This window comes from Streptomyces sp. NPDC111802 (assembly GCF_055634335.1).
In genome coordinates this window covers 41148-62530 of record NZ_JBVKCZ010000001.1, presented here as the reverse complement: position 1 = coordinate 62530, position 21383 = coordinate 41148, and the positions used below count along the sequence as shown (strand labels likewise).

General features: G+C 69.0%; 20 protein-coding genes. 5 read left to right on the top strand and 15 right to left on the bottom strand.

All coding sequences use genetic code 11. The features are described 5' to 3' along the window. The first annotated feature begins 126 nt into the window (after positions 1-126). The 3 genes from ACZ7NC_RS00265 (at position 127) to ACZ7NC_RS00255 (ending at position 3381) form a co-directional block, all read left to right on the top strand. Positions 127-2010: an ATP-binding cassette domain-containing protein gene (locus tag ACZ7NC_RS00265; RefSeq protein WP_471483965.1), complete on the top strand. Its 1884-nt coding sequence runs from the start codon at positions 127-129 to the stop codon at positions 2008-2010. A gap of 70 nt (positions 2011-2080) precedes the next feature. Beyond that, a complete protein-coding gene (locus ACZ7NC_RS00260) occupies positions 2081-2656 on the top strand; it encodes a class I SAM-dependent methyltransferase (RefSeq protein ID WP_471483521.1) in 576 nt (191 codons plus the stop codon). Positions 2657-2676: 20 nt separating this feature from the next. Further along, positions 2677-3381 carry an SAM-dependent methyltransferase gene (locus tag ACZ7NC_RS00255; RefSeq protein ID WP_471483520.1) on the top strand — a complete coding sequence of 235 codons (705 nt, stop codon included), beginning with the start codon at positions 2677-2679 and terminating at the stop codon, positions 3379-3381. A 73-nt stretch (positions 3382-3454) separates the two neighbouring features. Here ACZ7NC_RS00255 and mobF read toward each other — a convergent pair whose 3' ends face one another. After that, entirely contained in the window at positions 3455-7876 is a 4422-nt protein-coding gene (mobF, locus tag ACZ7NC_RS00250; protein ID WP_471483518.1) for a MobF family relaxase, read from the bottom strand. Positions 7877-8166: 290 nt separating this feature from the next. On the opposite strand from mobF, the gene ACZ7NC_RS00245 reads away from it, so the two are divergent. Continuing rightward, positions 8167-8943 carry a hypothetical protein gene (locus ACZ7NC_RS00245; protein ID WP_471483516.1) on the top strand — a complete coding sequence of 259 codons (777 nt, stop codon included), beginning with the start codon at positions 8167-8169 and terminating at the stop codon, positions 8941-8943. 56 nt (positions 8944-8999) lie between these two features. Further along, positions 9000-9215: a hypothetical protein gene (locus ACZ7NC_RS00240; protein ID WP_471483514.1), complete on the top strand. Its 216-nt coding sequence runs from the start codon at positions 9000-9002 to the stop codon at positions 9213-9215. A gap of 254 nt (positions 9216-9469) precedes the next feature. Here ACZ7NC_RS00240 and ACZ7NC_RS00235 read toward each other — a convergent pair whose 3' ends face one another. The 14 genes from ACZ7NC_RS00235 to ACZ7NC_RS00170 all read right to left on the bottom strand — a co-directional run bounded on the left by ACZ7NC_RS00235 (position 9470) and on the right by ACZ7NC_RS00170 (position 20971). Further along, complete coding sequence (locus ACZ7NC_RS00235; RefSeq protein ID WP_471483512.1) at positions 9470-10129, bottom strand: hypothetical protein; 660 nt, start codon at positions 10127-10129, stop codon at positions 9470-9472. 37 nt (positions 10130-10166) lie between these two features. Next, positions 10167-10445 (bottom strand): DUF6211 family protein, encoded by a 279-nt coding sequence (locus tag ACZ7NC_RS00230; RefSeq protein WP_471483510.1) that lies wholly within the window; start codon positions 10443-10445, stop codon positions 10167-10169. Continuing rightward, complete coding sequence (locus ACZ7NC_RS00225; protein WP_471483509.1) at positions 10381-11256, bottom strand: DUF6349 family protein; 876 nt, start codon at positions 11254-11256, stop codon at positions 10381-10383. Before ACZ7NC_RS00225 ends, ACZ7NC_RS00230 begins: the two co-directional genes overlap by 65 nt. Next, positions 11253-11654 carry a DUF6181 family protein gene (locus tag ACZ7NC_RS00220; protein ID WP_471483507.1) on the bottom strand — a complete coding sequence of 134 codons (402 nt, stop codon included), beginning with the start codon at positions 11652-11654 and terminating at the stop codon, positions 11253-11255. Before ACZ7NC_RS00220 ends, ACZ7NC_RS00225 begins: the two co-directional genes overlap by 4 nt. Positions 11655-11695: 41 nt before the next feature. Next, the gene (locus ACZ7NC_RS00215; protein ID WP_471483505.1) at positions 11696-12124 is read right to left on the bottom strand and encodes a DUF6197 family protein; all 429 of its coding nucleotides are present in this window, start codon (positions 12122-12124) and stop codon (positions 11696-11698) included. Between the two features lie 61 nt (positions 12125-12185). Continuing rightward, a complete protein-coding gene (locus tag ACZ7NC_RS00210) occupies positions 12186-12872 on the bottom strand; it encodes a hypothetical protein (RefSeq protein WP_471483503.1) in 687 nt (228 codons plus the stop codon). Between the two features lie 73 nt (positions 12873-12945). After that, positions 12946-14634 carry a DUF3560 domain-containing protein gene (locus ACZ7NC_RS00205; protein WP_471483501.1) on the bottom strand — a complete coding sequence of 563 codons (1689 nt, stop codon included), beginning with the start codon at positions 14632-14634 and terminating at the stop codon, positions 12946-12948. Between the two features lie 330 nt (positions 14635-14964). Further along, positions 14965-15387 carry a DUF6409 family protein gene (locus tag ACZ7NC_RS00200; protein WP_471483500.1) on the bottom strand — a complete coding sequence of 141 codons (423 nt, stop codon included), beginning with the start codon at positions 15385-15387 and terminating at the stop codon, positions 14965-14967. A 118-nt stretch (positions 15388-15505) separates the two neighbouring features. Next, the gene (locus ACZ7NC_RS00195) at positions 15506-16396 is read right to left on the bottom strand and encodes a hypothetical protein (RefSeq protein ID WP_471483498.1); all 891 of its coding nucleotides are present in this window, start codon (positions 16394-16396) and stop codon (positions 15506-15508) included. Positions 16397-16521: 125 nt separating this feature from the next. Further along, positions 16522-16881, bottom strand: a complete 360-nt coding sequence (locus ACZ7NC_RS00190; protein WP_471483497.1) for a hypothetical protein — start codon at positions 16879-16881, stop codon at positions 16522-16524. A 60-nt stretch (positions 16882-16941) separates the two neighbouring features. Beyond that, positions 16942-17574: a hypothetical protein gene (locus ACZ7NC_RS00185; protein ID WP_471483496.1), complete on the bottom strand. Its 633-nt coding sequence runs from the start codon at positions 17572-17574 to the stop codon at positions 16942-16944. 549 nt (positions 17575-18123) lie between these two features. Then, complete coding sequence (locus tag ACZ7NC_RS00180) at positions 18124-18537, bottom strand: DUF6233 domain-containing protein (protein ID WP_471483495.1); 414 nt, start codon at positions 18535-18537, stop codon at positions 18124-18126. Between the two features lie 87 nt (positions 18538-18624). Continuing rightward, positions 18625-19551, bottom strand: a complete 927-nt coding sequence (locus ACZ7NC_RS00175; RefSeq protein ID WP_471483494.1) for a hypothetical protein — start codon at positions 19549-19551, stop codon at positions 18625-18627. A gap of 334 nt (positions 19552-19885) precedes the next feature. Further along, positions 19886-20971, bottom strand: a complete 1086-nt coding sequence (locus ACZ7NC_RS00170; RefSeq protein WP_471483492.1) for a hypothetical protein — start codon at positions 20969-20971, stop codon at positions 19886-19888. Between the last annotated feature and the right edge of the window lie 412 nt (positions 20972-21383).

Sequence of the window (21383 nt, the reverse complement as noted above, 5' to 3'; positions counted from 1 at the left end):
AGCCGCCCCCGGGCTCACGCCCGTCTGAAATCGAGCGCGTTCGATTCCGGCGCCGCGTCGTTATGCCGTGCACCGCCGAGCCATCCAGGTGCGGCCCGCCGACCCCCAGGAGGGACACAGGTGACTGTGACTGACGCCTCGACTGCAAACGCTGAGACGCCGCCCCCTCCGCCACCTGCGGAGATCCGCTACAGCGGCGAATACTCCGTCAACCCGCTCGGCGACGTGCCCTTCACGCACATGTGCTCCCGCCTGCCATCCGTGCTGCGCCGCATCTGCCGCATGGCCTGGCAGCTCGACCGCACGGCCGTTCTCCTCCTCGCCACCTGCCAACTCGTCACAGGCGCCGCCGCCGCGGTGGGCCTGGCCGCGACTGCTCGCGCCATGCAGCCGATCCTTGGCCCAGGAGCCGTCGCCGATCGTCTTCATCAGGCACTGCCCGCACTGCTCGTCGTGGCCGGCGCGGCGGCACTCGGGCGGCTTTCCAGCGCGCTCGCCTCGTACGCGGGCCGCAGGCTCACCCCGCCGCTGACGACGCATGCGGACACCTCGCTGGTCGAGGCGGTGTGCCGAGTCGAAGCCGCCGCCTACGCCCAGGACGGCTTCGCCGACCGGCAGGAAGCCGCCGAGATGGGCGTGGTGCGCACGCACGTGATGGTGAACGACGCGCAGCGATTCATGGCCGCTCTCATCAGGATGGTGGCCGCGAGCGGAGTCCTGTCCGTGCTGCACTGGGCGATGCTGCCGCTGCTCCTCCTCGCCGTCCTGCCCGCCGGAGTCGGCGCCGTTCTGAGCGCGCGCGTCGACTACGAGATGCACTACGCGAACGTCTCGGACCGCAACGTGCGCCACATGATGCGCTGGTGGGCCACCACGCCGAAACACGGTGACGAAGTCCGCGCCAACGGCATGACCGGCTATCTGCTCTTCTGGTACCGGTCCCTGTCCGAGCGCATCGACCGCCGGCTGCTGAACGCCGCCCCACGGACCTTGCGCATCACCCTGCTGTCCTCGGCGGCCGGCGGGTTCTTCCTGCTTCTGGCCTGGGCCGCTCTGGCCTGGCTGGCCATCACCGGACGCATCGAACTCGCCATCGCCGCGACCGCGGTCGTCGCCGTGCAGACCACCCTCGCAGCACTCTCCCAGGTCATCATCAACGGGGCGGCCCTGTTCCACACCAGCCTCTACCTGACCGACATGCAGACGTTCCTCGACGACGCAACTCAACGGGCCCCGCAGCGCGGTGAGTTGACAGCTCCCGCGACGGTGGAGGAAATCCGGATCGACGACGTGGTCTATCAGTACCCCGGCAAGGACCGCCCGGCCCTCGACGGCGTATCCCTCTCGCTGCGCCGTGGAGAGATCCTGGCCATCGTCGGCGAGAACGGCAGCGGCAAGTCCACCCTCCTGCGCCTGATCATCGGCATCTACCTGGCGGACAAGGGGCGCGTTCTGTGGAACGGCGCGGACCTCGCCACCCTTTACCAGGAGAGCGTCTGGGCCCGTACGGGGCTCGTGCCGCAGCTCTTTGCCCAGTGGCCGCTGCGCGTGCGCGAGAACGTCACCCTCGGGCAGCCCCGCACCCGCGACGACCTGCCGGTGTGGGAAGCGATCGACGCCGTGGGCATGCGAGAAGCGATCGAGTCGCTGCCCTACGGCATCGAGACACTGCTTGCCCGGGAAGTCTTCGGGGGTGCCGAACTCTCCGGCGGGCAGTGGCAGCGTTTGGCCTGCTCGCGCGCGATCTACAGGCGCCCTGAACTGCTCATCCTGGACGAACCCACCTCCCAGATGGACGCCCGAGGTGAGCACCAGATTTTCGAGAAAATCAAACGCGGCGCCTCCGACCGCATCACGATCGTGGTCACGCACCAGTTGGAAAACACCAGGCTCGCCGACCGCATCCTCGTCATGGACAAGGGGCGGGTCATCGAGCACGGCCAGTACGAGGACCTGGTCAACTCCGGTGGCTTGTTCGCCGAGCTCGTCGCTCTGGCCCAAGATCGATGACTCGTACCGGCACAGAGTCGTTCCCCACCGCCACCCACACGCACTGCCTACCGCACCGAAGGGAACATGCGTGATCGCCTCCCCCGTCGAATACTGGGAACCCCTGTGGGCCTCCGGACGCCGCTACCGGCAGATCACCGACGCTGAGACCCACCTCCTCGCCGACCACCTCGGTCCCGGCCACGGACGGCCGGCCCTCGATGTGGGGTGCGGCGACGGCACCTTGGCCCGCCATCTGCACCAGCAGCTCGGCTACCGAGCCACCGGCATCGACTGCGCACCCACCGCCATCACCGTTGCAACGGATGCTGACCCGACCTCAAGCGATCAGCCCCGGTTCCAGGTCATGGACTTCGCCGCTGACGACCTGAGCGAACTGCCCGACCCGGCCTACGCGGTCATCACCTGCCGGCTCGTCTTCCGGTTCATCACCGACAAGGCCGTCTTCCTGGACCAGGTCCGTCGACTCCTCGTCCCCGGCGGAACCTTCTGGGTGGTCACCGAGCTCGCCGACCGGCGCGCCAACGACGATCCCCTCAAGAGCCTGGGCATCACCGCGCCCGACGTCGAACTCCTCACCGCCCGCTGGTCCACCGTGACCGCATCTGACCTCGATCAGCTTGCCTGCTTCGCCCTCCGCCCGTGACCCCGCACATCCGATCGGAGATGACCACGGTGAACAGCGAGCCAAGAAACTATGAGAGCTGGGCCCGCTACGGGCAGATCCAGTTGGATCGCGGCTACCTCCCACCCGTTCCCGAACAGATCAGGTGGGGTTTCTGGGACGGAGTCGGACCCGGCGACGAGGTCCTCGGACCGCTGGCCGGAAAACTGGTTCTGGACATCGGATCAGGTCCTGGACACCACGCCGTACACCTCGCGCGCGCCCACGGCGCCCTCGTGGACGCGATCGAGCTGTCTCCGACTCAGCACGAGCGGGCCGTTCATCGGTTCGGCGACGAACGCGGTGTCCGCTTCGTGCAGGGCGATGTCGTCGACCACCTGAACGCAGCAGAGCCGTACGAGGCGGCGTACGCAATCGGCACCCTCGCCTGCGCCGACCCTCACTACCTCCTGCCGGCGTTGCGAGACGGACTCATTGCCGGAGCACCGCTGGTCTTCTCCGTCCTGCATACCAACCTTCACGATCAGGGCCCTTCCTCTGCGGTCGCGCCCCGGCAAGAGATGATCCGCATCCGCGACCAGGAACCAATCCCAGTGCAGATGTGGGTGCTTACTTCACAGCTATGGGAGGACCTGCTGGTCGACTACGGCTTCCGCGTGGAAGCGATCGATCTGCTCCAGGCTCCCGAGGCCAACAACCCGGTTGTCGTGCAGCTCATCCGCGCCCGCCGGGCCTCTCGCACGTAAAGGACCTGCGGCAATCGCCGTCGGAAGTCTTCCGGCTGCTTGCGCCGTCATCCGGGAAGCCCCGCCATTCCGCCTACACCGTTGGCGTGTCCGGGGCAGCGTCCGGAGACTGATCAGGATGCGAGAACTCCGCTGTAGTGCGGCCGGCGTACGGAGATTCCGGCTTCGCGACGTACGGCGTCGGGGCCTCTTCAGCATCGGCCCGCTGACGCCCATGCTGAACCCGCCATGTCATCTCATCTTGAAGACCAGACGCTCGGTATTCAGCACCGCGGGCAGTGTTCCGCGCCCTGACTGCATCCGCACGGAGGTGCTTGGCGCTTTGGTTGTCCTTCTCCTGGGCTCGTCGCCGCAGGCCGATCTTGTCCTGCTCGGACATGTTCGCCTCGATGAGCACGGCCTCGAACTCATCGGCAGGACCTGCGGACTCGGACGCCTCGCGGAGCCGCCCGTTCAACTGCTCCAGCTCGCGCACGGCCTCTTCGCACCCATGAAGCAGTTCGCCACGGTCGGCTTCGACTGTGCTCCGGGCATCCCCGCGCAACAACGGTCGCCCGAATCGACCGGTGGCATTCAGCTGCTGTTGGAGCCTTTCAAGACGTTCCTCGACGCCACGTAGATCAGCGGTCCGTTCGGCGACAACTCCCCTCAGCGCTTGAACTTCACCGATCGCGGCAGCGCGGTGGGCAATGTCCTGCTGACGACGGTCGAGCACGAGCACGTTCGGGCCGGTTCCAGCGGCGGCTTGCTGTTCGGCGCGGTCGGCTGCCGCCTCCGTCTTCTCGGCCGCCGTCCTGGTGGCACGCGCTGCCGTGGCAGCCTTGCGCGCAGCGTCGCGAAGGGCCGCGTTGCTGAGATGTGCGTACGGGCGGTCAGCCGTCGGCGCGGTATCCGGTGCCGTGGACGGCTCGGTGGTGCTCGGGGTGTGCTGTTCATCGGGCTCCGGCGTGTCCTCGGGGCCTTCCGTCTCGTGCGGGTCGCCGGTTCCGGGAGCGCGCGGGGTCGGCAGGTCGGCTACCGCCTGCCGGACATGGGCGGGGACTGCGGCCTTCGGGAGTTCAGTGAGGATCATGCGCTCCTCGGTGCCGCTCTCGATCTCGCGGATGAGGCCCGCGACAGCACGGTCAAGCTGCTCCTGCTCGGTGAGCGCGTCGCCTCCGCGGGCGCGGTCGGCGTCGGTTTCGTAGACGGACAGCGGCAGGAAGAGGTGGGACTCCTTCTTGTCTCGGCTCATCATCGTGTAGAGCGCATTCGCCTGCGCACCGGGACCATAGACCAGGGCCTCTTGGACGCTCAGGCCCTGGGACTTGTGGCCGGTGATCGCGTACCCGAGGCTGAGTCCTCCTTGCGCGATGTAGTCGGCGTCGACCCATTCGGCTACGTCTCGGTGGCCGTCGGCGGTCTTCTCGCGCCACTCGACCAGGACCCGGCGCTCCTCATCGACGGCGCGAACGATTCCGCGGTACCCGTTCAGTACGTCCTCGTGCTCACCGCGGCTTCGCTTGCCCCGGTAGTCATTGGTCCGAAGGAGGACCTGGTCCCCGACGGACAGCGTCAGTTCGCCACCGCCGGGGAGGGCGTAGACGTGTTCCGGGCCGGTGAGGTCGCCGCTTGCCTTCCGCAGGGCGCGGGCCCCGACGTTCAGTTCCTCCACGATCTCGTTCGTGGCGGCCATCATGAGGAGTTGCTGCACGGCGGTGTGGTCGTCGGTGTGGCCGGCGCGCTTGTCGGCCCAGACGGTGAGCATCGCAGCAAGGGTGGCGTCCTTGTCCGCGAGGGCGTGCACGCGGCCGGTTCCGGCGAAGGCACGGAGCGCTTCCACGCGGTTGTCGTCGCGCCACAGCTCCAGTGCCCTGCGCTCGATCGCGTCCTTCTGCCGGAAGTTCTGGCTGAGGGTGAGCCCGCCAACGAGGTGGTGGACAGCGGCGAAGCTGCCGCCGATACCCGGCGAGTGCAGTTGCTTCGGGTCACCGATGCCGACGACCTTCGTGCCGGTCTTCGCCGCGTGAGTGAGGAGTTCGGCGATGTCGCGGTCATCGCACATCGCGGCCTCGTCCACGACCAGCACGTCAACGCCGGTGAGGCTGGCGCCGCCGGTACGGATGCCGGTGAGCCAGGACGCGAGGGTGCGTGAGGTGATCCCTGCTTCGGCTTTGAGGTTCGCGGCGGCGACGGCGGCCGTACTGGCTCCGGCGATGACGAGTCCGTGGGCCTCCCACGCCTGCCGGGCGGTGTCCATGATGGTGGTCTTGCCCGATCCGGCGATGCCCACCACGGCGTCGATCCCGTGTCCGGCGGTCAGCAGCCGTTCGAGGACCGCGCGCTGTTCGTCGGAGAACTCGAAGGTGCCGCCGTGCTGGGCTTCGACGGTGGACAGGGTCATGTCGACCGTGTCGCGGCTGACGACGGCGGCCTGTGTGTCGAGTCGGCTCGTTGTCTCGGAGACGATGAGCGTTTCCGCGGCGACGACGTCCGCCGTCGTGTATCGGTCGGCGTGCGTGAAGTGCTGGGCGCCCTTCGGGTTCAGCTTTACCGCGTACCCCGCGTGTCGGAGGACCGAGTTGGTGAGGTGTTCGGCCTCCTCGGCGTCCGCGACTCCGTACGGGAGGGCGTCCAGGACTGCGGCGATGGCGGCGGCGTGGGTGAAGTCCTTGGAGTGGCTGGTCAGGCCGGTCTTCGGGTCGAAGATCGTGCCGCACAGCTCGTCCAGGCTGGGGTTCTGCTTCGGGCTGTCCTGCCCCATGGCGCTGGCCGCGATGGCGTCGGGATTGTCACCGGCGGCGCGGCCTTCGGCCTGCCAGTACTCGCGCAGGACGTCGTCCGCTACTCCGGCGGCTTCTCCGTTCTTCGCAGCCTTGGAGGCGGTGGAGGCCGCGGTGCGCTCGCGGGTGGTGGCGCTGTCGTAGTCGATGCCCAGCTTGGTCAGCAGGTCCCGGACCTGGCTGTCGCGCTTGCTGAAGAGACGGATCGTGGCCTCGGGGATGGCGGCGATCTCCCATGCGCCGGTCCGCTCGTCCCGACGGAAGGAGATGCCGAACTCGTCGGTCAACTCGCGCCGGATGCGGGCGTTCATGAGGGACTGGGTCGCGCGGGCGTGCCGGTGCAGGTCGCGGCCCCCGCTGGCCATGGTGGACCACTTGCCGTCGGTGCCCTTGACCATGTTGGCCAGGGTGAAGTGCAGGTGGAAGTGGGGGTCCCCATACGGGGCGCCGTCCACGGGCCGGGCGGCGCGGTGCACCATCATCCAGCCGGAGAATCCGCTCGTCTTCACGGTCTGCGCCTCGTCGCCGTCGCCGTGGTGGCCGCGCATGGCGTACGCGGTCCAGCGCTCCAGGGCGCCGATGGACTCGCGGCCGACGGAGGTGTAGATCCCCTCTACCTTGGCGGCGATCTCCTTCGGGGCGTAGGCGAGGAACGCGCTCTTCGACTTCGCGAGGTCCAAGGTGACGTCGGCGCCGAAGTTGCCAACCTGAACGCGTCCTTCGAGGAGGGCGGCCTTGATCTCCTCGGCGTCCCATACGTCTTCGGGCGTGAGCCCTGCTGCCTTGGCCATGGCGACCGCTTCGCGCACGTCCATGGGCAGATCCCGAAGGCGTCGTTCGCCCTCGCCCGCGGTCTGGATGTACCGGCGCTTCATGGACGCGGCGGTGAACAGGTCGTCCGGTTGCTGGCCGGTCTGGGCGGCGCGGGCTTCAACGGCGCGCATGAGTGCGCGGGCGTCAAGGTGTCCGCCCGCTTCGGCGGCAACGGCCTTCTCCAGCGCTTCTTCGCCGTACAGGTCGACAGCGTCGATGCCAACAGCTTCGGCGAGTTTGAGCAGTGTGGAGGCCGGGACCCGGTGAGATTCACCGAACCGCTTGAGCTGGTTCTCCATCCTGCGGAAGGCGTCTTGCTTCCGCTTGGAGTCCAGGAGGGTCAGCGGGTTCACGCTGCGTTCGGCGGCTGCGCGGCGGATGGCACGAGCCAGCGGGGCGGCGGGGAGTTTGGCCGCCGGCGCGATGGCGAGCTTGGGTTCTACGAGGGTCTGCCCGGTCCGGGGGTCCTCGCCGTGCATGAGGCGACGGGCGGCCTGGAAGTGCTCGGGGTGCAGGACGCTGCCGGGGGCGATGTCGAACTCGGTGAGGCCGTTGCCGATCCAGACGAGGGGGCGTTCGCTGGCGTCCAGGTGGTAGTCCACCTGTCCGTCGGTGGCCCGGTGGGGGAGGGCCTGTTCGCCGTAAAGGTCGCGGGCGTCGAGCCCGGCTGCGGTGGCGACTTCGACGGCGTCGAACCCGGTGAACCGCGCGGTGCCCTTGCTGCGGATGAGCCCGCGGGCGCGGAAGAAGGCACGCTTGGCCTCGCGGGAGCCGAGCAGGGAGGCGACGGGAGCGCCTGCCGCTTCGGCCTTGGCCTCAATGGCGGCGACGAGGGGGGCCGCGTCGACCGTGGTGGACTTCCCGCAGCCGTGACCGCCGGTAAGGCGGTACTCAACCTGCTCGTCGGACGGGCCGATCATGGTCACCCACCCCACCGGCCCGCTCACCCCCCGCATCCATTCGGCCAGATTCGGTCATCTTGGCTGATTGTATCGTCACGGAGTGACGATACCTTGGTCCTCTGGATCCAAGATCATGATCAGCGATGGCGAACCTCGGGTGCTCGGAGTGGCCTGATCGCTGCTGCGGATCAGGCTTCTGGAGCTTGATGTCCTGGTGGACTGTTACCTGGAGCGGACGTGACTGTCGGCCAGGGAGTGACTCTCCAACTGGGGCAGGAATGCAGGGAAGATGACGTAGCCTTCCTCACATGACCGACAGTCTTCCGAGCGAGCCCGCGGTGCCGTCCTGCGCGCGGGAATGGCGGGAGATGTGGTCTCTCAGCCCGGAGGACGTGGGAGTCCACCCCGGGATTGGTTCGGCGACTCTTCCCGTCGTCCGGAACCACGATCTCGTCGTGGCGACCGGGTTGGTGTCCCACGGCGTCGATCTCAGCCGCCTTGGGCTTTTGACGTCGGCTAGCGCCCGTCTGCGCGACCTGGGCCAGTCCTGGGACATCGAAGCGAAGCCCAGCTCCAGCTCTCTGGCAGGCGCGGACGTGGCGCGCGTCCTTCTCCGTACGGCAGAGGACGCCTGCGGCATCCCGTGCAGCACTTCCGGGCTGCTCCACAAGCTTGACCCGAAGCCGGTCGCCGTCCCCTTGCTGATAACCGATGGCTACCACCGGCTCTCAGAGCTGAAGCCCATCCTTCGCCTGGCCACAGGCTCAGGTAAGACGGCTGCCTACGTATCCGACCTGATCGACCGGCTGACACAGCGGCTGGGTCGCTTCAGCCAGCGCGGGCACGAGCCAACGACGGCTGAAGTCGCGCACATTGCCGACGCGGCGTACGCACTCTCAGCACTGTTGCTGGACCTCGCGCAGCGCCTTCTCGTCGGCTGCGTCAAGTTCTTCGGACACCTCGTCGCTGTCCCGCCCAACGAATCCTCGCCCTGCGGTGTCTTGCGGCTAGCCGCCCCACGCGTGCCCCGGGCTCCCGGAGTGGGCCAGGTTCCCGGCCCGACCAAGTTCGCCCTCGCTGCCTAGCTTCGCGCGGGGGTGCCGAGACCCGCGTGAGGTTGATCGTGAAGGTGTCCCCCTGGTTGCTCCTCTATCTGCTGCTGTTGCCTATGGCTATCTGGTGGTACGGCGTGAGAGCCCGTCGGCTTTCACGGCGCTTCCGGTCATGGGCTTCGCGTTTGAAGCTGCGGTTCCTTGCCGCGCTGCAACGCCGACTGTTGCGCCTGCTGACCGAGCCCACCACCAGTGAACCCGAGGAGGAGGCGTCACAGACCGCCTCGCTGCACCGGCGGCTCTGAACGGGTACGTTGCGCGCCAGCATGGAGATGGGCCCACCCTGCGCGGCGCAGGGTGGGCCCATCTCCAGGTGCAGCGGCTAATTCACCGGCCAGTCACCGAAAGGCACCGGCGTCCGCTCGGTGACATCGCGGACAGCTTCGTCGGTTCCGCAAGGGGTGCAGATGAGGACGTGGCGCTCGGTGGTGAGCCGAGAACGCGCGGGCCGTTCACCGAGGGGGCCGCCGCAGCGCGGACAGCGGGTGTCGGTCACGGGTCACTCCTCGGGGTGCTCGCGGGCGGACTTCAGGATCAGGTTCCAGACCGTACGGGAGTACGTCTTCTCCGTCTGTCCCTGAAGCTCGGCGATGAGGTCTGCGTTCTTGGCCCCCGGGTTGGCAGCGAGTGCCTGCCGCGCGAGCGTGAGCCGTTCGTCTCCCTGGTAGGGGTAGGCCAGACCGCGGCGGCCCCGCGGCCGTCCGCCGGCATGTCCGCGGCCCTTTCGCTCCGCGACGTACTTCCACAGCCGCCACCGCTTCCACTTCGGGCGCCGACGAGTCGGAAGCTCGTCCCACCCATCGGGCTCGGGCCACCCCTCGGGCGGGTTCTTGACGTAGTGGGAGACGGTGGTGGAGTCGGCGAATCCACAGACCTTCGCCGCTTCGGCGGGTCCCACCTCCTCTTCCGGGTCGCCGTCGAGCTTCGGCGGGTTCGTGGTGTTAGCGGCGGCCCGCTGGCGCTGAAGCTCGTGGTGCCACTTCGCCCATACGTCGCCGTCCCAGTGCATGACGCCGTCGATCATCTCTGCCACAGGCGGGTGGTTGTTGTTCTCGCGGTCGGCCCAGAGGTTCTGAAGCGTGGGCTCGCTGATGTTGTGGACCTTGCGCAGGTCCGCACGCGAGTAGAGCGTGCGGCCGGTCTTGCGGGGCACGGCCATCTCCTGTTCCTGGTCGGTGTCGTGACCGCTGGCGGCGTCATTCGGTGTTGTCCGGCTCCGGGGCCGGCGCCCATGTGCGGCTTCCGGTCGGTTCGAGCCGGGTGAGGGTCGCTATGTCGTCCAGGGGAACGGCGGCGGCCCAGTCGGCCCGGCCGGGGTGGTCGGCGGGGAGGTTGAGCACGAGGTGCCGGCCGGTCGGGGGGAAGTCCTCGACGATGACGAAGCTGTCGCTGGTCGGTGCACCGATGCTGTTACCCCTCTTGAGCTGGGCGATGTCGCCGGGCTGGGGACAGTCGGGGTGTCGGTCGCATAGCATGGTGAGGTTCTTTCTGGTGAGAGAACACCGACGGCCAGCGCCTTGTTGCCCTTGTGCGCTGGCCGTCACTTGTTGTCTGGGTGGTGCGGCGACGGTGCGCCGCGCGGCCGGTCGGAGGTTGCCCTGCTCCGCTGGCAGCGGAGTAATTAAACCACCTTTGTCGTGACCGGGGCGGAGCCCTGGGGCCGTGGACGATGGTCGTCAGAAGAGGGCCCCCTGATCTGTCGGGGGCTGCTCCCGGCCGCCCGGCGGCCGGTCGATCCGGAGTTCGTAGCGGGGGCGCCCCCCCGTGCGGAGGGGCATGAGCTTCGCGCCGGTAGCGGCTCCAAGCCAGGAGTGGGGCGCCCTGGTCCACCCACCCCGCCGGGTACAGGGATGTCAGCTGAGCCCAGCGGCCCCGGCTCCGCGGGGTCTCCCACCGGTCCTCGACCCTGGTGATCGGCGGCAACGTTCGCCAACCCGGGAACGCGTGATCGTGGGCGTCCTCCACCGCCTCGTTGTCGCCGTCGCCGTATCCGTCGCCGCGGTGGACGGGGCCCTCCCAGTCGCAGGTGAGGCACCCGCCCCGGAACTCCTGCTCGTCCCGGCGGCCGGTCGTCCGGCTTCGGGAGAGCAGGGTCGGGGTGTGGTGTGCGGGTGGGTCCAGCTCGTGCCCGAGGTCGCAGTACGCGCCGCCGGGGTGTCCGGGCTGGATGTGCCACGTCTGAGCCGCACTCTGCTTGGCGAGGGCACGTGTCCGTGCGTTGCGCACCCGCCAGTAGTACGTCTGTCGCGCTCGTGCGCCGGTCGGCTCGGTGATGGTCGCGGTCATGGCCTCTCGCTCCGGGCGCCGGCCAACACTTCGCGGAGAGGATCGGCGAGCACGGCCTGTTCGTCGGCGGAGTCGAGGAACCGCGGACCGTACGCGCGGCGCACTGCGCGGCGGGCGTCCTGGTGGCGGTCGAGTTCGGGGTAGTACGGCGATCGGTCGAGTACGTCATAGCCGTGCTGGGTGAGTACGTCGGCGATGAGCGATCGGACCTGAACGGGGTCGAGGGTGTGGAGGTCGTTCTCCACCGGGGCCGCGAGGAGTACGCGGATCAGTTCGGACGCGCTGAGTCGGGGGTGGAGAGGCACGCTGAGCCGGTGGACGCCGTCCCGGCTCGGGGTGGCGGCTCCGCGGCGGCTCGGCGTCTTGGTGGCGCTGCGGGATTCTGTCGTCTCGTCCATCGTGCTGGCCTTCGAAGACTCGGGTGCTGAGGTGGGGGCTGTCAGAACAGGGCGTGGTCGGCGCGGATCGCGGCGGCGCGGAAGGCTCGGGCGGCGTCGGTGGCGGTGCGGCCGGGCTCGGCGCTCCACCGGTCAATGACCTCGCGGTGTAGGGCTTTCGCGGCGGCGGGCTCGCCGGCGTCGACGGGGTGACCGGTGAGGGTTTCGGCGAGGATGCCGAACGCCTGGTCGCGGGCGCGGTGGATGCGGTCCCAGTCGTACGTCCGGCCGGCGGCTCCCCGCCCGTGGCCGGCGGCGACTTCGAGGGCACCGCGCGGCCAACACGGCAGTGTGGTCGTGCGGCCCGGACCGGCGAACAGGTAGGGGCCCTGGTGGATGCCGACGTGTTCGATGTGGCAGGCGGCCCATTCAAGGATCGCGGCCGGGGTGCCCGCGATGACGACGCTTTCGGGGGTGTAGCGAATCGGCATGCTGGTGTCCGTTTCAGGCAGCTGGGGGGCGGCGGACTCACGCCGCCGCCCCCGGGTCGGGCTACTGCCGGTAGGCGTGGATCAAGTCGCGGACCTTGTCCTTGCCGATGCATCCGCCCTCGTGGCGGTGGGCGCTGGGCGGGGCTCCGTTGCGCCCGCGCAAGTGCGACCAGAACTTCGGGCCCTCCCACGGGCATAGCTCGCAGGAGAGGAACCAGTGGTTGTCGCTCCCGGGGAACCCGGTGTGGACCGCCCTCCAGTGGTGCTCGGCCAGTCCGGCGAATGCCGTGTAGGCGCTGTTGATGTTGCGATCGGTGACGGGCATCCGTGGGTGCAGGAGAGGAACCGGCCCGCACAGCGGCGTGGGCGCCTCGGCGAGCACCTGTTCCAGGGGGACGGCCGTGATCCGACCGGCGGCGTACTCCTGCGCAAGATGGGCGGCGGCCATGTCGACGCCGGGGGTTCCCTTCGGCGGGCGCCGAAGGTTGCGCTCTCCTTCGCTGGTGATGACGAGCCAGTCACGGTGCCAGCGGTAGGTGCGGCCGATGACCCGGTCTTCGCCGATGATCACGGGGTATCGGCACTGGATGTCCGGGGCCCCTACGCGGTACGGCATGGCCGCCTTGACGGTGGTGTTGCCTCCGAGTGAGGCCGCCGAATGGTCAAGTTGGTCGGGAGTGACGGGCTTGGTCGGCTCGTCGCCAGAGACGGTGACGGTCGTGGGGCGTTCGAGAAGGTGGGTGCTCATGGTGCGTGCCCTGTTCTGGTGAGAGAGGGGCCCGCCCCGGGGCGCTCGGCCGCCGGGGCGGGCGGGGCAGTCGTTACGCGGCCTCGGCCGGGGCCTTCGGGGCGGCGGTCCATTCACGGCGCGGGGTGATGTCCAGGTCTTCAAGGACCAGGGCGAGGCTGCCGTTGTCCGGGACCCATTCCCAGTCGGCGCCTTCGGTGCCGGGCCGCTCGGTCCAGGTGAGCATGTACGAGCGGCCGGAGGTGCGGGGGTCGCTGCATACGGCCTGTGCCTCGCGGCGGGTCATCGCCCACAGGGCGCGCTTGCGGGAGCGGTGGGAGTTCTTCGAGGCGATGAACACCAGCGCCATGCCCTCCTGCCAGTTCTCCCCCGCGGCGGGGGCCGACGCGGGGGTCAGCTTCTCTTCGGGGGCGTGGTGGCAGTGAGCGCAGCGGCGCGCTTCCGCGTGCCACTGGCTGGAGTGGCACATGGGGCACGTCTCGGCCGCCGGTGTCGGCTCCTCGACCGGCGGGGCCTGCTCGGCCTGCTCCTGGTGTTCGACGGTCTCCGGGGCGGGTGCGGGCCCGGCTTTGAAGTTCTGCGGCTTGGCGTAGCCGCACACGGTGCACATGCCGCGCGCTGTGCTGAACCGCTTCTCGCCCTTCGCCACGCGCTTGCAGTGCGGGCACACGGTCCGCTCTGCCTCGGGCTCGGGCTCGGTCGCTTCAAGGCGCGCGATGTCGGCGCCGCTGGCCCATCCGCGCACCGCGTCATACGGAAGGGTCTGGGTGTCGCAGGTGCACCGCTTCCCGCCCTTACAGGGCGACGGCCGCCCGTAGTACACCGTTCCGGCCGTGCACTCGCGGTCGCCGGACCGCATGACCGCCATACCGGTACGGGTCAGCAGGTGTGGCACGGTCACGCTCTTCTTGTTCACCCGCAGCACCTCGCGCCAGGTGCCGCCCGCGTTCACGAAATCGCCCTTCGTGAAGTCGTCGGGCCCCCACACCTTGAAGCCCCGGGCCTCAGCCTCAGCGATCACCTCTTCCTCAAACGCGATCTTCTCCAGGACCACGTCCCGTTCAGTGGCCAGCGTTGCCAGACCCTCCGGCGTAGTCGAGCGGGTCGAGCCACATGCGGACTCTCCGCGCTGCCACTTCTCGATGTCGCGGAGTTCCTTACGCAGCTTCTCCAGGCGCCGCAAGGTCCGGTTGGGGTCGCGGCGGAACGCCTCGAAGTGCTGGGCCGCCGCCGCACGGTCAGCCCAGTAGGAAGCCTTCCGGCTCTCCTCGATACCGCGCCTCATGTGGTTGTCCATGCGCTCGATGTCGCGGCGGTGCCTGCGCTCCGAGTGGTGACCGACCTTGATCGGCTCGCCGGTCATGTGTTCCGAGATGGCGTCAGCGGACCGGTGCGCGGCCTCGGCCCGGGAGGCGGCGTTCCCGGCATAGCCGTCGTAGCGCTCGGCGCGGGCCTCGGCGCGCTCGATCCGCTCGGCTTCCGCTTCGGCGTAGCTGCGCCGCTCGTGGTCGTCGATGTTGACGGCGACGGTGTACCCGGCCTCTTCGAGGTAGCCGCGCAGCCTGTTGATTGTCCACCGGTCGGCCGCGTGATCCCGGGAGTGGCGCAGGTACCAGCACTGGAGGTCATGCCCCCAGCGGAAGGCCAGGCCGCCCCGGCGCCCGTACTCCTTGCGCTTGAGGATCTTCCCGGCCTCGTCGCCCCTCTCGGTCCCCTCGACCAGGGTTCCTTCTCGGCGGGTGTGGGTGATCTTGATAGTCACTGAACTGGTCTTTTCTGGTGAGAGTTTGTGGTCCGGCCGGAGGGCGGACCTTGCGTTGAAAGCGGTCCGCACCACGGGCGCGGGCCGTGAGGGACGATCGGCTCGGGGGCCGTCGCGCCCTGCGCGACGGCAGGGGCTGCCGCGCCCCCGCGGGGCGCGTCCGCTGCGGTCCGGTGCCCGTCGTCGGTCGGCGGAGCCGCCTGCGGCGGAGTCGGCCGGCGTCGGTGAACGCACCGGACCTGTCCTGCCGCCCCGAAGGGGTGTCCGCTTGAGTGCTGGGGGCCTGCCGGTCCGGAGGTGTTGCCCTCCCCCGGACCGGCGGGGCCTTGGTCAGCTGCGGTGGAGCGTGTGCCGGGCGGCCGGGTCGGCGTCGGCCAGTCCGGCCCGCTCGCGCCATGCCTGGCGGACGGCGGCGCGGAGCGCGTCCCCGTCGTCGTAGGCGAACCGTCCCCGGCGCAGGCTGCGGACGATGTCGCGGAACGTGTCCTGGTTCATCGTGGTGAGCGTGTCGTCAAGCAGGGTCAGCTCGTGCGGGAACATCGCCTGGACGCTGTCGCCCGGCTGCGGGGCGCCGAGGGTGAAGAACCAGACGACCGTCATGGTGGCCTCGTCCGCGAACTCCGGGTCCCCGAACGGGCCGACGACGACAGCGGGGCGGGTGTCGAGCTGGTGGCTCCGGAACCAGGGCCCGGCCAGTACGAGGGTCGCGGTGGGGAAGTCCTGGACGGTGGGCTTCTGGTCGGTGGTGAGCATGTCGTGTCCTGTCTGGTGAGAGGTTCCGCCGGGGCCGGTTGGCCCCGGCGGGGTGTCGGTCGGGGGGGTGCCCTCCCCCTTCCGGCACCATTAATTAAACCATGTTCTTGGGTCAGGGTCAACCGGCGGAGGTGAGTTCGCGGCGGCGCTCGACTGCGATGGTGACGGCGTGGGCGATGGTGCGGCCGGTCTCGATGACGCGGACGGCGGACTCGTGAACCGGGGGCTTCTTGTCCTGGGTGATGATGCCCGCGAGCGGGGGCATGACGGCCGGTCCGGGGGTGATTCCGAGGATCAGCGCGGCGACATGGGCGACTGAGGCGACCTCGGCGGCGTGCTGGCCGGGAAGGGGGGCGTCGGCCTCGGTGATGCGTCGCCATGCGTGGCCGTACAGCAGAATGCGGACGGCGCCATCGGGGGCTTCCTTGCTGAAGTCGAACCCTCCGGCCTGCTCGGGATCCTCGTGGTACCAGTCCCGGTACTGGCTGACCAGAACATCCCGGATGATCTCGGCGGCGAGCGGGGCGCTGGCGGGCGGCTCATAGGTGTCGCCGTCGGTCTGGGAAATGTCGAATACGGGCCCGGCCTTGTAGCCGGACACCCGCCACCCCCAGCCCTCGACGGCGTCACTCGGGGCCTCATGCTGCCCGCCGTCGGCGGGCACGGTCGTGGCGCCCTGGGCGTCCTCGGACTTCCGCCTAATCGGCGTCCATATACGGATGGAGGTGGACCCCTTGACCGGGAATCGCCCGGCCTTTCGCCAGTCTCCGGAGCTGAGTACACGGGTGGCGTGCGGGCACTGGGCGGCGATGGCGATGCAGTTGACGGGGCTGCGGTCGTCGCGGTCCGGGTGGGTCAGGTTCGCGGCCGTGCGCATGACGGTGGCCCAGAATTCTTCGCTGCCGACCATCGCGCCGTACGCGCGATCCATGACGGCTTCGAGTTCACCGCGCATCTTGGCGCTGTAGGCACGACGCTCTTCGTCGGTCATCTTCGGCTTGCGGGGCATGTCGCGGTCCTCCTGGTGAGAGATCGGCATCCGGGGCCGGCTGGCCCCAGGGTGTCGGTCGGGGGGTTGCCCTCCCCCTTTCGACACCATTAATTAAACCATGTTCTCGGATGGTCGGCAACCCCCTAAATCCAGTACAATCCTGCTTCGTTGCTCACTGCCCGGTATGCCGATTTGACCTCGCCCTCCATTTCTTCCCAGTGTTCGAGGATATCGGGGGCGGTCTCCTTGTCGCTGGCCGCGCGCCTGGCCCTGCGCCACTCAATGGCGATTTTGAGTGTGCGGAGTTGGGAACGGGTCAGCTCCCATCGGCCGGAGTCGGGGAGTTGATCGCCGTAGGCCATCGCTACGGCGTTGTTGATGTGCTCGGTACCGGACCACACATTCTGTGTCGCCTGGAGCGCAAGAGCGCGTTTGAGGGTGCACCGGAGGTGCGGGGCCTGCACGACCCATTGCGGCTCGATAACGAATATGTCGGCGCTCATCACGGGGCCTTTCTGCCGGGCGGCGCACTGCGGGAGCACGCCGCCGTGAAACGTCGGTAATTAGAGGGTGTATCCGTCGACGTATTCCCCGCGCTCACCGTCGGGTGTCTGGACGTCGGGCAGGAATCGGCTCACCGCGAATACGACGGCGTCGGCGATGATCCGGGGTACGTCGTTGAGTACGACGTTCACCGCGTCGCCGTCGAGTCCGATTCGGACGTCTCCCGGTTCAAGATTGATGTAAACGAAAGCCGATGTGCCGTCGACCCGGGTTCGGGCTCCGGGGAGTCGGGCGGAAAGATCGCGTGCGGCTTCTTCGACGTCCCGCCGCATCTCGGCCTGTGCACGGTTGTGTTCGGTCACTCGCTCGTGAACCTCGCGGTGCACGGGGATGAGATCGGCGGCGATCCGGGCCGCGATGCCCGCCGGGTCTTCACTCATGGCAACTCGGACACTGTCGCGCTCGCCCCTGCGGAACGGGTAGTCGGTGGCGGGGAATGCGCCTCGAATGTGCAGGTGGCCGGGGTCGTCGAATCGCTCAGAGAGGTGGAGCTGTCGGCCGTCGAGGTGGGTGAAGGTGGCGGCGTGATCCAGCTCCTGGACGCCGTGGTACGCCTGCTGCGGTCGCCAGTTCCCGCCGAGTTCAAGGGCGATCGGGTGGGCCAGCTCTGCGACGGTGAGAGGCGTGTTCATCGCTTATCTCCTGGTGAGAGAGGTTGTCGGCGGCCGGTCGGCCCGCCGGGTGCCGGTCGGGGGTTGCCCTCCCTTTCCGACATCATTAATTAAACCATGTTCTCAGTGTTAGGTCAACCCTGATTAGGCCCTCTGACCTGCCCTTTCCTCACCCCACCGACCCGCACCCGCCCGGCCAGGCCCGGCCACAACGGGCCTGGGCGGGGTTCCCTCCTCGGTCGGACAGCTCCGCCGTACCAGGGTTCCGGGCGCGGTGTCCTGGCTCGCGTAGCGACCGCGCAGCGGCTCGGCCTGGACGCCGTGTCCGGGTTCCTGGTACGCCCCCTGGGGTGTCCGGCCGAGGAGGGAACCCCGCCCTCACCCGCACCACAACACCCCCCGCACCCAACCAACCAGCCCCCACCCCCTCCGAGAGAGGACCCGCCGGAGGCTACTTTTTACCCTTCCCTGGACCGACGGATTCTCGGCCGCCGCCAGTCGCCGTCGGCTCCTGCGCACGTGGAAGCACGCGGCCTCACAGAATCCAGCATCACGCCCAGGGGACGGAACTCATGCAAGATCCATGCCCAGCTCGGTGTCAGGCCGGCAGAAAGCGCACGGCTCGATGTTCGGGTCCGTGAGGGATACACGCGCGTCGTGCTCACTGATCCGGTGGGGAGTGCCCTCGATCATCGCGCAGTCGCCGACGTGGACGATGGCGGGCTCGGGCCCGCGGGGCGTGCGCTTCTGCTGGACGACAAACTGGGGCCTGGGCACGACCTGCGCCATCGGGCCGAGGCCAGCGCCACCCTTGGGGAGTCGCGGCTGCCGTGGGGGCGGGGCTTCGGCGCGAGCGAGCGCGGCTCGTACGGCGTCGCGCTGGAGGCGAAGGTAGATGCCGATGGTCTCGTTGTCGGCGAGCTGCTTGTCGAGGTGCGCCAGGATCGCGCGGAGGCGCGGGGGATCCGACGGCAGCTCGTTCACATGTTCGATAATAGGCGCGACTCAGGTAGTCCGGACGTGTGACGAAGACCGATAGGTGGTCCTCACGGACGGCGGGTGGCGCTCCCGTCACCCAGCCGAGCTCCCACCACCCGGTGAGGAGGGCGTCTGGTCGGTTGCTGGGGGTTGCGGCACGGGGAAGAGGCCAAGGAGGGCCGGGAAGTGGATCGGCCGCGGCTCTACGGGAGGCACGGCTCCCCGAGCGTCTGTCGTCTGCCACGAGATCGTCGTGCTTCGTGCCGCGAGGTCGTCGGTTCCAACCCAGACTGCAGAGCGTCCTGCAATCGGGGCTTCACCAGCTCCGTAAACTCGCCCACCTAGCCGAGCGAGGGTTAGCGGAACCTCCGTCCGCAAGGCTGCGAAGTCACCCCAAATGATCAGCTCTTCCACCAGATGCAAGTCCCCCGTTTCTGACCGCTGAAGGTGATAGCCCAGCGAGCCAATCGGGACCTCAATGGAGAACCCCCTGACCTGGTCTTTTTCAGGGTGCTTGAACGCCTCGAAAGAGAGTCGTAGCCGTACCGCGTCGAGGTTTACGGTGTCCTGTACCAGGTACGACAAGGGGCCCAGGAGATTGCCTTTCACGTCGTAAACATCGAGTAGAGGGGCGCCTGCCACCACGGCCAGCTCGTCCCTGCCCATTCGAACGCGCAAGTTGCACCCTGTTGGAGCGTAACTGATCGTCTCTACGAAGAGGCGCCTGACTGCGAGCTGGCCTCCATCCTCAACCACCTCTGGGGTGAGCGCCTGAACGCGACCTGCTTCGCGTTCGACGCGAGCGAGGGCATTTCTTGTGAAGCCCGACTTGGACACCAGCAGTAGCCGGTTGGTTGGTAGGTTTCGATGCTTCGCCAGCATCTCGTCAATCCAGGGCAGTGGTGCGGGGCGAGTGCGCTCGATTACCTCGACGGAGATCACCATGGGCTCGCCGTCAAACTCCCCCTCGATCACGATGTCGACCTCGCGCTCGATGCCTAGATCGCCGTCCAGGAGCATCTTCGACTCGGTTACCGTGACGTCCGACTGAGCGAAATGCTGCCGTACCAGACGCACGATTGCTTGGAATGGCGTCGATCGCTTAGGCACTTGGCTAGCCTACTGAATCCGGAACCTCACCGCTGGGCCAACAATCGATCGAAAGGGGCAGCAGATCGTCGTCACAGTACGGCGGAGAGTCCCGAGGCGCGGACCGTGGGCTCCGGGCGGGGGACGGTCGCGCGAAGCGCGACGGACGGTGTGGCCGTGCCCGCAGGGCACGGCCTTCACGAGGGCGCCGCCCTAACGGGGCTGCCCCTATGACCGCCCAGGGCGGATCGCCGGCGCCCTGACATCACCACAAGGCTGGCTGCACAACCGGGCGTCGGTGCACCGGGCGGATCAGGGCCAGTGTGCTCTCGACGGGGGTAGTTGCTGGGCGAGATGTGTCCGTGTCGGGGCAGTGGCCGCCGTCGTCCTCCCATCGGTCGGCGGCTTCACGCTCAGCGCGCGTCTCCTGTTCGGCGAGCGTCACCGGCTTCCGGTACAGCTTCCGTGCGCTGGAGTCCAGCGGCGGCAGTTGGCGGGCGGCGGCCTTCTGGTCGTCGCGGCGCTTGTGTCGTCGCCGCACCCGGGCGAACCGCGCCTCGTATGCGACCCGGTCGCTGTCGTATAGCCCGGCCGGATGGAGGCGGGCCAGCTCAAGGGCGACCTGGCCCATCGGGCTGGGGGTTAGCAGGCGGGTGCCGTCGTCCTGGCGGACGGCGACGAGGAACCGGGCAGCGAACAGGGCCTGTGTCCGCTCGCGGCTGATCCGGCGACCGCCGACCCATACGCCTTGTCGTGCTGCCTGGCGGGCCCGCCCCCTTTGCCAGTACAGGCGGCGGGACTCGGCGGCCTCCAGCACTCGGACGTGTCCGGCCGTCCAGCCGAGTTCGGCAACGTGCCCTTCCGCGAGATACCGGTTCCTCGCCGCTCGGTCCCGGTTCTCACGGTCCATGCCTGTGACCGCGCGCTCCTTGGCCTCCTGTTCGGCCTCCTCCCGGCGGCGGGCGCTCTCCCGCTCGGCGTACTCGGCCGCCGTCAATTTCCGCTCCAGTTCGGCTCGCAGGTCGGCGGCCGTCGTCTCGACTCCGGCGGTCGACTGCGCTCGAACAGCGTGGTCGACGGCCTCACGGGCGCAGTAGACCAGGGCACTGCTCGGCATGGACGGGTCGTCGGCGTACTGCTCGGCCTCGACGGCTTCCTTGTGGGCCGCGTGCATTGCCGCCTCCAGGCGGGCGGCGGCACCGGATCGGCTGTGGCACACGGCGGTCATGGCGCCGTCTGCTGCGGTGGCGGCGAGGATGGCGGCCTGCCTGGCGACCTGAAGGCACGTTTGCGGAGACGGGTCTCCTGCCGGGGCGACCTGGCGTTGGACGGCGCACGCGTTTTCGGGCATGGGGGTGTTCCTCGGGTCTCTCGGTGGTGCAGTCGGCGGCGTGCCGTTCCTCCGTTGTGGGGTGCCGCCCGTGGTCGCGCGGAGCGCGATGGACAGTGCCGTCGTGCCCGCAGGGCACGCCCTTCGGCCCGGCGTCCGGACGGGGCGGGAGGGCCGCCCGCGGCCCGGACATTCCGGCCGGCTGCGAGCCGGGCCAGGCTGAGCCGTCCCGGAGGGACGCCCTTCGTACGGGGGCCAGTGGCCGGCGTCGGCCGCCGACGCGGGCGGCCCCGGTCGGTGGTGGGCGGAGCGTGGTGGGGGGGGGTTGCTGCCGCCCCCCCCCCCCTCCCGGCGCCCGGGGTTTTGCGGGGGGGGGGTTCCCCCCCCCCCGGGGTTTCCCCGTCGCGAACCGCTCTTCCCCCACTAACCCACC